Source organism: Flavobacterium salilacus subsp. salilacus (assembly GCF_004634195.1).
In the GTDB taxonomy this organism is placed as follows: domain Bacteria; phylum Bacteroidota; class Bacteroidia; order Flavobacteriales; family Flavobacteriaceae; genus Flavobacterium; species Flavobacterium salilacus.
The window spans coordinates 46,753-59,568 of sequence record NZ_SKBP01000002.1; the positions used below are offsets into that span (position 1 = coordinate 46,753).

Below are 12,816 nucleotides of genomic sequence, written 5' to 3' on the forward strand. Positions count from 1 at the left end.
AAATCAATACACTAAAGTTTTTTTTTAAAAAATTTTGTTCACATATTTGTTCTCCCGAATTGGAACGGCTCTCTATCGTTCCTTTTGTAAGACATCTATTATAAAAAGTTTAATTATCAGGATTTATGACTAAAACTGCGCAATCGGTATGGGAAAACTGTCTTCTTTTCATAAAGGACAATATTCAGGAGCAAGCATACAAAACTTGGTTCGAACCGATACGTGCTGTTGAGCTTACTGACAACGCGTTGTATATACAAGTACCCAGCAAATTCTTTTATGAATGGCTGGAGGAGCATTACGTAAAACTTTTAAAAGTTGCACTAACAAAAGAACTTGGAACGAGCGCGAAGTTACTCTATAAAATTAAAATGGAAAACACTTACGGCAACAAACAGCCCTTTACGGAGCAATTGCCAAGTGCCCATCGTTCTCCCGTAAAACCACAGGAGGTAGATGTTCCGTTACAGAATAAAAATCCGGAACTGAAAAACCCTTTTATTATACCGGGTATAAGGAATCTTAAAATAGAATCGCAGCTTAATGCGAATTACAGTTTTGATAATTTTTTTGAAGGCGACTCTAACCGATTAGCCCGATCGGCAGGTATGGCTGTAGCCAACAAACCCGGCGGAACATCGTTCAACCCACTACTTATATTTGGAGGCGTAGGTTTGGGTAAAACCCACCTTGCCCATGCCATAGGGGTAGAGATAAAAGACAAGTACCCCGATAAAACGGTGCTTTACATTTCTGCTGAGATATTTACACAACAATATATCGACTCCGTTAAGCGTAATACCCGAAATGATTTTATTCATTTCTATCAGCTTATCGATGTGCTGATTATAGATGATGTACAATTTCTATCAGGTAAAACAGGCACACAGGATGTATTTTTCCACATCTTTAACCACCTGCACCAAAATGGCAAACAGGTAATACTTACGTCTGACAAAGCTCCTGTAGATATGCAGGATATAGAGCAACGACTGCTGTCTCGTTTTAAATGGGGGCTTTCAGCCGAATTGCATCAGCCTGATTATGAAACCAGAATATCGATACTAAATAACATACTGTTTAGAGATGGTGTAGAGATACCCGATGATATTGTAGAGTATGTGGCAAAGAATATAAAAAGTAACGTTCGCGAGCTGGAAGGGGCTATTATTTCGCTTATAGCGCAATCGTCTTTCAATCACCGCGAAGTAACTATAGACCTTGCCAAGCAGGTAGTAGAAAAATTTGTAAAAAACATAAAGCGTGAGATATCTATAGATTACATACAAAAAGTAGTTTCCGATTATTTCCAGCTTGATGTAGATACATTGCAATCTAAAACCCGAAAACGCCACGTGGTACAGGCAAGGCAGCTTGCCATGTTTTTTGCAAAAAAATATACCAAATCGTCACTGGCAAACATCGGTTCGCAAATAGGCGATCGTGACCATGCTACGGTACTCCATGCGTGTAAAACAGTAGATAACTTAGTATCAACCGATAAACAATTCAGAAAATTTGTTGATGACATCAACAAAAAACTATCTATATAATGCCCGTTAAGATTTTAATGGTATGCCTTGGCAACATTTGCCGATCTCCGTTGGCAGAAGGCATACTGCAATCCAAACTCCCTAAAGAAAAATTCATTGTCGATTCGGCAGGTACAGGCGATTGGCATGCAGGGCAACAACCCGACAAACGCTCTGTTGCTACTGCAAGAAATCGTGGATTAGACATTACACAGCAAAGGGCAAGACAAATTAAAACTTCAGACTTTGACAAGTTTGACTACATTTATGTAATGGATGCCTCCAACTATAATAATGTAGTAAAACTTGCTCCAAATACAACTGCCAAAGAAAAGGTAAGACTAATGATGGATGCCCTGTATCCTGGAGAAAACATAGAGGTACCCGACCCTTACTTCGGCGGAGATGATGGTTTTTATAACGTATATGATATGCTTGACGAAGCTTGTACTATTGTTGCCGATAACTTGTTAAAAACACACTCATGACAACCATAGGTAAACTATACTTATTACCCGTACCATTAGGACCGGATGCAGAACCGACAGCGGTATTGCCTGATACCGTGGCACGCTCCGTAGAATTTATAGATTATTATATTGTTGAGAATGAAAAAACAGCGCGTCGGTTTATAAAAGCGATACTCCCCACAAAAGAACAACCGAACCTGAAACTGTTTACCCTGAATAAGCGTACTGAACCATCGGAACATTACGATTTTATACAACCGTGTCTTGAAGGTAAAAATGTAGGGCTTATGAGCGAGGCAGGATGTCCCGGCGTTGCCGATCCCGGTGCTGCTATTGTAAAAATAGCGCACGAAAAAGGCATACAGGTTGTACCCTTAGTAGGACCATCGTCTATACTACTGGCTATAATGGCAAGCGGTATGAACGGGCAGAGCTTTGCTTTTAATGGTTACTTACCCATTGAGAAAGGCGAGAAGAAAAATGCGCTGAGAAATTTTGAACAACTTTCGCACAGCAAAAACCAGTCGCAACTGTTTATAGAAACGCCTTATCGTAATAACAAGCTGCTGGAAGATATTTTGAATGCGCTGCAACCATCTACACACCTGTGTATAGCTGCTGATATTACTTTGCCTACCGAGTATATTAAAACCAAAACCGTAGCGCAATGGAATAAAGAAAAAATAGACCTGCATAACAGGCCGTGTATTTTTATTATTCATAAATTTTAATAGAAGCCGAGATGCTTAGGCACTAAGATTCTTAGACTCTTCTTTACTGAAATATTTTCTCCTTATCCAAAAAGCTAAATTGACTAAAGCTATCAAAGCAGGCACTTCTACCAAAGGACCTATTACGCCCGCAAAAGCCTGTCCGCTGTTGATACCGAACACGCCAATAGCTACGGCGATTGCCAACTCAAAATTATTACCTGCTGCCGTAAATGATATGGCTGCCGACTGCGAATAGTCTGCCCCCATTCTTTTACCCATTATAAAACTGATAACAAACATCAGGGCAAAATATATGGCAAGTGGTATGGCTATACGCACTACATCCAGAGGAATTTCTACTATTAACTTACCTTTAAGGCTAAACATGAGTACTATGGTAAATAGCAAAGCTATTAGTGTAAACGGCGATATAAACGGAATGTACTTTTCATTATACCACTGCTCTCCTTTCAATTTAATTAACCCATAGCGCGATACAATCCCTGCAAAAAACGGAATGCCTAAATATATAAGGACACTCTCGGCAATTTGCCCCATAGTAATAGCAACGGTAAGCCCTTCAATACCAAAAAGCGGAGGCAATACGGTAATAAACACATAGGCATATACACTATAAAGCAACACCTGAAAAATACTGTTGAGTGCTACCAGCCCCGCAGCATATTCCCTGTTCCCTTCGGCAAGTTCATTCCAAACTATAACCATTGCAATACAACGGGCAATACCTATCAGTATCAGCCCCGACATATATTCAGGATTGTCTTTTAAAAATAATAGTGCCAAAGCAAACATCAGTATAGGTCCTATAACCCAATTGAGTAACAGCGATGCTCCGAGTACCTTGGTATTTTTAAATACTTTTCCGATAGTTTCATAACGCACTTTTGCCAATGGCGGATACATCATAATAATGAGTCCTGCTGCCAAAGGTATGTTGGTAGTGCCACTGGAAAAGGAATTGATAAAATTTCCTGCGTTATCGGAAAAATAGCCGCTACTGATACCTAATGCCATGGCAAGAAATATCCAGAGGGTAAGGTAACGGTCAAGAAAACTCAGTTTTTTACGTGCTGCTGCAGGAGTACAGTTAGTAATGCTCATATTATATTTTACATTAAAGTTAAAAAATAGCCTAAAATAGATCCGTACAGCACTATAAATGCCGTATTAAGTTTAGGATAGAAAATTAAAAAAATTAAACTCGACAAAGCTATAACAGCAGTTTGCCAGTTTATAATACTTTCCTGCCCCATAAACCAGCACACTGCAGCAATAACCGCTACAGAAGCCACGTTGACAGCATCGAGAAAAGAAGCAAATAATTCTGACCTTTTTAGTTTCCCCATAATACTGTTGAGCAATGCAACAAAAATAAATGAGGGTAAAAACACTCCTACAGTGGCGACTAACGCACCTGAAAAACCGTTTACCTGATAACCAATAAATGTTACTGATGAAAAAACAGGTCCTGGCGTAAACTGACCTACTGCTATAGCATCAATAAGTTGTTGGCGCGAAAGAATACCTGTAGCGACTAATTCCGTATCAATAAAAGCAAATAGCACATAACCACTGCCATATAAAACAGAGCCTATTTTTAAAAATATGAGGAACAAATCAGTATTTGTTACAGTATGATAGGAACCGGCAAAGAGTGCAGGAAAAAAACTATTTAAATTTTGCCTGTTACGCTTTGTATATACATATACCATATATACAAGCCCGGAGCCAAAAAGCAATATGATTTCATGATATCCTGATAAAGCCAGTATAACTACCGCTATAGCTAAAAAAGCAAGTACTTTATTTTTAAGAGCTGCCCTACCCATAGGAAATACAGCCATAAGTATTACTGCTATTACAGCAGGTTTTATGCCATAAATAAAAGGCTTTACATAAGGCAGGCTGCCATATTCTTTATAAAGCCATGCAAAAATACAGGTAATGAGTACCGCAGGAAAAATAAAAAAAAAGCCTGCTGTAATAAGTCCTTTCCATCCTGCTCTTTCTTTTCCTAAGTGTATTGCAAGCTCTGTGCTGTTAGGTCCGGGGATAAGATTAGTTGCCCCCATCAAGTCAAGAAAAGAGGCATCATCCATCCATTGGCGCTGTTTTACCACTTCGTGACGCATCATTGCAATATGCGCAGCCGAACCTCCAAAGGCAGTAACTCCAAGCCTGGTAAATAAAAAAAGTACCTCTTTAAGATTTGCCTCCATAAGCATCGGTTAAAGTGAATGCTCTGTCTGCCGACCATTTTCCTCCGCCTTTTATCGCTAAGAAAATGCTTCCTAACAGCATTGCCCAGTCTGTACGGCTGCCATGCAACAACTCCCAAAAGCCCTCATTAATATATACTTCTGTTTTGGTTACACTAATAGCAACTATCATAATTATAATCAGCGGTATGGCTGCAAAACGGGTAAGCAAACCTATTAGGAGTAAAAATCCACATACTATTTCAAAACCACCCACAAGGTTACCTAAAAATTCCGGATCAGGCAGTCCTATCTTTTCAAAACGCCCTGCTCCCCTGATATCCGGTAATACAAACTTTTGTATTCCTTCAGAAAGGAATACTAACCCTACAAGAAATCGGATTAATATTGTTGTGTGTGAACTGTCAGTTTTAAAAAAAGTTTTGAAATACATGAATTATACTTCTGAATTATTTAATATACTCTTTCACAAATTTATCTGCATAGCTTTTTATCATACCTCTCACTTTTCGGAACTCCTCCATTACCTCATCAGGAGTTCCCTGGGCTTTTGCCGGGTCAGGAAAGTTGTAGTGAAACTTCTCTGCCTGCGAGGGGAAGTAAGGGCAGTTTTCCTTAGCGTTATCGCATACAGTTATCACATAATCGAAGTCAATACCCTTATACTCATCAACGTTATTAGAAGTATGGTTCGAAATATCGATACCGTCTTCACTCATCACTGCAATAGCTTTAGGGTTTACCCCATGTGTTTCGATACCTGCACTGTACACTTCGGCTTTATCGCCTGCAAAATGTTTTAAATACCCTTCGGCAATTTGGCTACGGCAACTATTGCCTGTACACAACACTAAAATTTTTTTCATTACTGTATATTATTAATTATTGGTAAGTATTAACAACATCCGCCACCCGGAGTACATCCTGTTGTTTCTTCAGTTGTGCTTAAACTACCAAGTGTTACCTTTAGCTTTTCTTTTGGTATGCCACAACTGTCTGAAGCAAGACAAGCGGTTTGCATTGCCATAAGCAAAAAGTCTTTCCCGTCATAACCCAAACTGTATTTACCTATGGTATCGCCCTGATATTCTACTTCTATCTCATTATCTGCTATATTCAATACCCGTTCAGACAACTCAATTATGTTAAGCAATTTTGCCGGTTTTAAGCGGTGTTCAAAATCGTTTGCATCCCATAACTGGAAATTAACCACAGTTTCTTCGCGCACCGTACCGCCACAGTCGATAAACTTTTTGTTTACTTCCCCTACTTCGGTAACGTGAAAATGTTCCGGCACATAACTGCCGTCACTTAATTTGAAGTTTACTGCTTCGGCTGATTTCAAATACTCTTTTATTTCTGATAGTTTCATTTGTATATAGTTTTAAATTTAACAACATTTTTCTTTTTTTTCTGTCAATGTATTTTGCACGTAATCAAAAAACGATTTTATTTTACCAAAACCCTCTTCATCTATACAATAGCAAATAGCAGTACCCTCTATATTTCCTTTTATAAGCCCTGCATTTTTTAACTCTTTTAAATGCTGGGATACTGTGGGTTGCGCCAAGGGCAACTCTCCTACTATATCGCCACATATACAAGCATTTACCTTTAGCAGATATTCTATAATAGCTATACGTGCCGGATGACCTAATGCTTTTGCAAGCACAGCAAGTTCATTTTGGGCTTGCGTAAACATCTCTGATTTTGTAACTCCCATAATTTGTATTATTATATTGCAATATTACGATAAAAGAAAATACCAACAAAAAAAATTCAAAACTTTTTTATAATCATATTTGCCACTATAAAACTTATAGCTATTTTTGCGCCTTATGAAAAGTACCACTCATTTTATAAAGCTTACTCCGCCCTGATTTACAGCCTGTAAATCAAACTTTCTTTTTATTTAATTACATCATTATTTACATATCGTTATTTATATTTTAATAGATAGCATCCTATTTATACATATCCTATATGAAACAACTATTTAATTTATTTGACCTGAAACAAAAAGTAGATTATAAAACCGAAATACTATCAGGGCTTACAGTAGCTATTGCCTTAGTACCCGAAGCCATAGCATTTGCAATGATTGCGGGATTTTCGCCCTTAACGGGGCTTTATGCTGCTTTTGTAATGGGGCTGGTAACTGCTATACTTGGTGGGCGACCCGGCATGATATCGGGGGCTACAGGTGCTGTAGCGGTAATATTTTTAGGACTTATACTGGAATTGAGAACCGCTTTTCCGGGAATTGAAGACAGTACCATTTTACAATATGTATTTGCTACCGTCATTTTCGCTGGTACAATACAAATTCTTGCAGGAGTACTGCGCCTCGGTAAATTTATACGCCTTGTACCCCACCCTGTAATGTTTGGATTTGTAAATGGGCTTGCTCTGATAATATTTATGGCTCAGTTCCCTAATTTTTATGAAAGGGGTACGGGTATATTATTAGAATGGAATGAATTTACAAAAATGCTTGGGCTTGTAATTTTAACTATGGTAATTATATGGGGTTTACCTAAACTAACTAAAGCTGTACCTTCTTCCCTTGTAGCAATTTTAGTTGTTGCCGGAATTGTTATTGGTTTTGGAATTGATACAACAACAGTAGCAGACACACTAAATGAGGGAGAAAGCATTAAAGGGGGCTTCCCTCCGTTATCAATCCCTCAAATACCCTTTAATTGGCAAACAATTACAATAATACTTCCTTATGCTGCAATTATGGCTGGAGTAGGGTTAATAGAAAGCCTGTTGTCATTAAACCTGATTGATGAGATTACGGAAACACGTGGTCGTACTAATAAAGAATGTGTGGCGCAAGGTGCTGCAAATATAGCCTCCGGATTCTTATCGGGCATGGGGGGGTGTGCAATGCTTGGGCAAAGCCTTATTAATATTTCGGCAGGTGCAAGAGCACGCCTTTCAGGTATTGTGGCGGCAGTAGTATTGCTTATATTTATTATGTTCGGCTCAAGCCTCATAGAGATGTTACCTATGGCAGCACTTGTGGGGCTTATGTTTATGGTGGCTATAGGTACTTTTGAATGGGCGAGTCTACGCACTTTCAGGAAAATGCCGGTAACAGATGTTATAGTAATGGTGTTAGTAACACTTATAACTGTTGTTACCCATAACCTGGCAATTGCAGTATTAATAGGTGTCGTACTATCTGCCCTTGCCTATGCCTGGGAAAATGCAAAACGCATACGTGCCCGCAAGTATATAGATGAAAACGGTGTAAAGCATTATGAAATATTTGGTCCTTTATTTTTTGGTTCAATACAGGGTTTTGCAGAAAAATTTGATGTATTGGCAGACCCTGAGGTTATTGTAATTGATTTTAAAGAAAGTAGGGTTGCCGATATGTCTGCTATTGAAGCACTTAATGCAGTAACACACAGGTATGCAAAACAAGGTAAAACAGTCCATTTACAACATTTAAGCAAAGACTGTATTAACCTGTTAAAAAATGCTGAAGCAATAATTGATGTAAATATTATGGAAGATCCTACTTATAAAGTGGTAACTAATAAAGTTAAGCCGTAGCAGCCGATTTGGTTTCTACATTTATAATACGCTTTTCGATATACTTTGAGTTCATTATTCTTACAATACCCATGTAATCCATTGTAAACTCTATCAAATCGCCTACTTTATATTTATTTTTATTTTCGCCCAAGTCCAGCACCACCATATCTGATGTAGCACCTGAATATTTTATTTTTGTGTCAGTCGGGTCTAAATGCTTCATGTCTATATCCAGCAAACCTATATCAATAATGGCTCGTATGGTTGTTTTACCATAATCTTTCTCTTCAAAACTATAGGTTTCGCCTTCTAAGTTTGTACCCAGCTCCCCCATAGGTACTATGGGTTTTTCATAAAGCTCAATGATTTCGGCATACAGTTTAAAAATATCATTTTCCATGTTTTCAAACTTGTTGCTGTTATATACATCTGTACCCATAAACAACGTTTCGCCTACACGAAAATGATTTATTCCTTTTGGAATGAGCCCTTGAGATACCAAAGGTATTGTTACTGACGAACCTCCCGATATAAACGGAATTTTTACATTAAACTTAACCTCAACAAGTTGTTTGTATAAACTAAGCTGTATTAGCTTGTCATTATTAGGCAATATTCCGTACAGGCAGGAAAGATTGGTTCCCAAACCTATAATTTCGATATTTTTCATCTCGAAAACCCGCGAGTAAAAATCTACAAAGTCTTCGCGCATTACCCCTTCGCGCAGTTCGCCAAGGTCTATCATTATAATAATTTTGTGAGTTACGCCTTGTTTCTGCGCTTCTTCAGAAAGCATTTTTATAGTGCGGAAATCAGTATTCATACTAATATCGGCATATTCTATAACTTCCGGTATCACCCCCTTTGCGGGAGGTTTAATGTAAATAGTTTGTGCGTTTTTATCTATGGTTTTAATCACCTTAAGGTTACTTATCCGCGAGTCGGAGTACTGACTTATACCCATTTTTAAAAGCTCTGCCAAATACAGCCTGTTACCGCACAATATTTTTGTTACTACAGACCAATCAATATCGTGCTCTTTAAAAAAATTATTTAAATAGTCGAAATTGCTTTTTAGCTTAACTGCATTCAGTGTTATAAAAGCCATTATTTTGTTTGTTTAAATCTCATTTCGAGATATTTATTAGTAAAACCAAGACTTTCATATAGTTTTTTTGCGGGGTTTTCAGGTTCTACATGCAGGGCAATATCTCCGTTAACACTATCAATAGCTTCACGCATTAGTTTTTTACCTATCCCCTGCCCTCTGTAATTCGCATCAGTTGCTATATATACCAGTATATTTTCGGGTATATACCCGCCCATACCGGTATCATTTAGTATAACTGCGCCCACAATTTTTTCTTCAAGGGTTGCTACCAGTACCATCCCGCCCGTTTCTCTGTCATCGAGCTTGTTCATGGCATAGTTTACACACTTATTAATGTCGCTTTTAGGGTCTCCATATTCCTCAAGGCTTTTAAATAAAAAGTTAACAACATTTTCCTGCTCTTCAATAAGCATTGGCTCTTTTGGGGAATATTTTTGAATTTTTATCATTTTTAAGGTTTAATTTCACAAAAAATGCAAGTTAACCCTTTCAAAAGCTAATAAAAAAATATAACTGTTAAAATCTCCTTAAATGAGATTATACCTGTTAAAATTAAAGGCTGGAAATATTTGGATTTTGTATTTTTGTGCCATGGCAAAATTAATCAATCTCAAAACGTTTAAGGAATTTTTCAGTTCTTCATCGGCAGGGGGTATTATCCTCCTTATTTGTGTGGTAATTTCTCTTACTATCGCAAATACTAGCTTAGCAGACGATTTTACTAATTTTCTAAGCTCTCAGGTAGGTTACAGCAGCGCATCTATACAGTTGCGCTATCCGGTAATATTATGGATAAATGATGGGCTTATGGCTATCTTTTTCCTGTTGGTAGGACTGGAAATAAAAAGGGAAATAGTAGAAGGCGAGCTTTCCTCATTACGGCAAGCCTCATTGCCTGTACTTGCCGCTATAGGCGGTGTAGCAATACCGGCACTTATATATACTTCATTCAACTTTTCCGAACCTGATACCGTACATGGCTGGGGTATCCCTATGGCTACCGATATTGCCTTTGCATTGGGTATTCTTTCCCTGTTAGGTAATAGAGTACCAGCGGGTATAAAGATATTCCTCGCAGCACTTGCTATTGTAGATGACCTGATTGCTATACTGGTTATTGCTATATTTTACTCAAACCACTTGGATCTTACTTACCTTATGTATGCAGGAGGTATTTTCCTGTTACTTATTGTATTTAACCGCATGAAGGTAAAACATATTGCTTTTTATATTATTCCGGGTATGGTTATGTGGTATTTAATACACCACTCGGGCATACACGCTACCATTGCAGGGGTACTTACCGCCCTTACATTACCTACAACTCCTGATGCTACCGAATCGCCATTGGAAAAACTGGAACATATGCTTGCCAAACCTGTCAACTTTTTGATAATGCCCATATTTGCAATAGCGAATACCAATATTACTTTTGAGGACGGCATGATTGAAGGGCTGAACAGTAACTTGGGTTTAGGTATTATATTAGGATTGTTTTTAGGAAAACCGGTAGGTATATTCCTGATGTCATGGTTATCGGTCAAGTTAAAAATAGCGCAGCTCCCGGTAGGGGCTAATTGGACTCATGTTCTCGGGCTTGGTCTTTTGGGCGGTATTGGTTTTACCATGTCTATATTTATAGCTTTACTATCGTTTGATGATATATTTTACCAAAAAGAAGCGAAATTTGCTATATTAATAGCATCTATAATTTCAGGTATTTGCGGTTACTTGCTTTTAAATATTTATAACAAAAAGAAAACTAAGAAAAAAGAGGCAACTATTGTTTAATTTTTCTTTGACTTTTCAGGTGGCACAGGTATAGTTTGCTTTCGCCTGAAAATTGCTACATTTTTTACTGACAATCGCTCATTAAGCCAGTTAGTGAGTTTTTCGCTGTCCTCTATCTGTAAGTCTTTATTGCTTTCATATATTACTGCGGTAACAGTTACGGTACTGTCTTTTTCGGTTGCCATACTATGATTAGAAACCGATAATGATGTTATGGCAGGAAATATGGCGCGAGCCTCTTTCAGCATCTTTTTGCTATCAAAAGTATTCTTGACTATCTCATTTTCAAGCTGCAATATGCGAAGGTCTTTTCGGCTCACCTCATTTTTGCTGCTTTTTATTTCGTTAAGTATATCCCCCTTTAGCACACTTAGCCTGTCAGTAGTATCTTGTCTTATTATAAGCTCTGCACCCCTCAGGTATTTATTTTCGTTTATCTCCTTCTGAAAGTTGTCTATCTGGTTTTTCTCAAAACGGGTAGAAAGAAAAGCAAGCTCTATAACTTTTGGCTTATAACTGGTTTTTTTATACACTACCGTACATCCCTTATTTGTAAAATGGCTTTCTATAAATATGTTGGTATTATTTTTAAACTGTTGCTCTCTGTATAACGAATAGGCAAGATAACTGCTGGGGACTATCATAACTACAATAAGTATAGTTATAATAGTTCGCACCTGTTTTTGCTGGCGATGGTCAACGTGCTGTTTAGGGGCGTAATTGAGATATTTAACAATAAGAAATGTGGATATACCTATAAATACACAATTAATGCAGTATAAATAAAAAGCACCTAAAAAGTATGACCATTGCATGGTTGCCAAGCCATAGCCTGCCGTACACAGGGGTGGCATTAATGCTGTGGCTATTGCCACACCGGGTATCGGGTTACCTTTCTCGGTACGGGTAACGGCAATAACTCCTACTATACCCCCAAAAAAAGCTATCAGGATATCATATATATTGGGAGAGGTTCGTGCCAGTAGTTCTGACTGCACGTCTTTAAAGGGGCTCAAAAAAAAATAGAGCGTAGATATTGTTAAACTTACCGCTGTAGAAGTTAGCAAGTTCATCAGCGATTTTCGCAGCAAGTCAAAATCATACACGCCAAGTGCAAAGCCTGCCCCCACAATAGGTCCCATAAGGGGTGATATTAACATTGCCCCGATAATTACTGCGGTAGAATTTACATTGAGCCCTACAGAAGCTATAAGGATGGCGCAAGCCAATATCCATAGGTTTGCCCCTTTATAACTAATATTTCTCTTTACGCTTTCAAAGACCTTTTCTCTGTCGTCTTCACCATCGTGAAGGTTAAATAACGATGTAAGTTTATTCATGTATAATTTGAGCTATAAAAAACTATATTGTCATAAAAATAGAAAATTATAAGACAGCTACAACTATTAT

At 37.9% G+C, this 12,816-nt stretch carries 14 protein-coding genes; 5 read left to right on the plus strand and 9 right to left on the minus strand.

The features are described from left to right. The first annotated feature begins 125 nt into the window (after positions 1-125). From dnaA to E0W68_RS03275, 3 genes are read left to right on the plus strand one after another with little or no spacing between them, the layout of a single operon-like run. On the plus strand, positions 126-1,553 hold the full coding sequence (dnaA, locus tag E0W68_RS03265; protein ID WP_135217984.1) for a chromosomal replication initiator protein DnaA: 1,428 nt from the start codon (positions 126-128) through the stop codon (positions 1,551-1,553). Beyond that, the gene (locus E0W68_RS03270; protein ID WP_135217985.1) at positions 1,553-2,020 is read left to right on the plus strand and encodes a low molecular weight protein-tyrosine-phosphatase; all 468 of its coding nucleotides are present in this window, start codon (positions 1,553-1,555) and stop codon (positions 2,018-2,020) included. The genes dnaA and E0W68_RS03270 overlap by 1 nt, the downstream gene beginning before the upstream one ends. Beyond that, on the plus strand, positions 2,017-2,733 hold the full coding sequence (locus E0W68_RS03275; protein ID WP_135217986.1) for an SAM-dependent methyltransferase: 717 nt from the start codon (positions 2,017-2,019) through the stop codon (positions 2,731-2,733). Before E0W68_RS03270 ends, E0W68_RS03275 begins: the two co-directional genes overlap by 4 nt. 15 nt (positions 2,734-2,748) lie before the next feature. Here E0W68_RS03275 and arsB read toward each other — a convergent pair whose 3' ends face one another. From arsB to E0W68_RS03305, 6 genes are read right to left on the minus strand one after another with little or no spacing between them, the layout of a single operon-like run. Continuing rightward, on the minus strand, positions 2,749-3,837 hold the full coding sequence (gene arsB, locus E0W68_RS03280) for an ACR3 family arsenite efflux transporter (protein WP_135217987.1): 1,089 nt from the start codon (positions 3,835-3,837) through the stop codon (positions 2,749-2,751). 8 nt (positions 3,838-3,845) lie between these two features. Beyond that, a complete protein-coding gene (chrA, locus tag E0W68_RS03285) occupies positions 3,846-4,961 on the minus strand; it encodes a chromate efflux transporter (protein WP_135217988.1) in 1,116 nt (371 codons plus the stop codon). Further along, on the minus strand, positions 4,939-5,388 hold the full coding sequence (locus E0W68_RS03290; protein WP_135217989.1) for a DoxX family protein: 450 nt from the start codon (positions 5,386-5,388) through the stop codon (positions 4,939-4,941). Before E0W68_RS03290 ends, chrA begins: the two co-directional genes overlap by 23 nt. A 16-nt stretch (positions 5,389-5,404) precedes the next feature. Next, a complete protein-coding gene (locus E0W68_RS03295) occupies positions 5,405-5,821 on the minus strand; it encodes an arsenate reductase ArsC (protein ID WP_135217990.1) in 417 nt (138 codons plus the stop codon). Positions 5,822-5,850: 29 nt separating this feature from the next. Next, entirely contained in the window at positions 5,851-6,327 is a 477-nt protein-coding gene (locus tag E0W68_RS03300) for a DUF6428 family protein (RefSeq protein ID WP_135217991.1), read from the minus strand. 18 nt (positions 6,328-6,345) lie between these two features. Then, positions 6,346-6,678 (minus strand): ArsR/SmtB family transcription factor, encoded by a 333-nt coding sequence (locus E0W68_RS03305; RefSeq protein ID WP_135217992.1) that lies wholly within the window; start codon positions 6,676-6,678, stop codon positions 6,346-6,348. A 260-nt stretch (positions 6,679-6,938) separates the two neighbouring features. Between E0W68_RS03305 and E0W68_RS03310 the strand changes: the two genes are divergently transcribed. Further along, the gene (locus E0W68_RS03310) at positions 6,939-8,522 is read left to right on the plus strand and encodes a SulP family inorganic anion transporter (RefSeq protein WP_135217993.1); all 1,584 of its coding nucleotides are present in this window, start codon (positions 6,939-6,941) and stop codon (positions 8,520-8,522) included. Here the strand turns inward: E0W68_RS03310 and E0W68_RS03315 are convergent. Beyond that, complete coding sequence (locus tag E0W68_RS03315) at positions 8,512-9,612, minus strand: alanine racemase (protein ID WP_135217994.1); 1,101 nt, start codon at positions 9,610-9,612, stop codon at positions 8,512-8,514. The two genes, E0W68_RS03310 and E0W68_RS03315, sit on opposite strands and share 11 nt — an antisense overlap. Then, entirely contained in the window at positions 9,612-10,064 is a 453-nt protein-coding gene (locus E0W68_RS03320; protein WP_135217995.1) for a GNAT family N-acetyltransferase, read from the minus strand. Before E0W68_RS03320 ends, E0W68_RS03315 begins: the two co-directional genes overlap by 1 nt. A 142-nt stretch (positions 10,065-10,206) precedes the next feature. On the opposite strand from E0W68_RS03320, the gene nhaA reads away from it, so the two are divergent. Beyond that, entirely contained in the window at positions 10,207-11,406 is a 1,200-nt protein-coding gene (nhaA, locus tag E0W68_RS03325; protein WP_135217996.1) for a Na+/H+ antiporter NhaA, read from the plus strand. Here nhaA and E0W68_RS03330 read toward each other — a convergent pair. Next, the gene (locus tag E0W68_RS03330) at positions 11,403-12,746 is read right to left on the minus strand and encodes a DUF389 domain-containing protein (protein ID WP_135217997.1); all 1,344 of its coding nucleotides are present in this window, start codon (positions 12,744-12,746) and stop codon (positions 11,403-11,405) included. The two genes, nhaA and E0W68_RS03330, sit on opposite strands and share 4 nt — an antisense overlap. Positions 12,747-12,816: the final 70 nt, after the last annotated feature.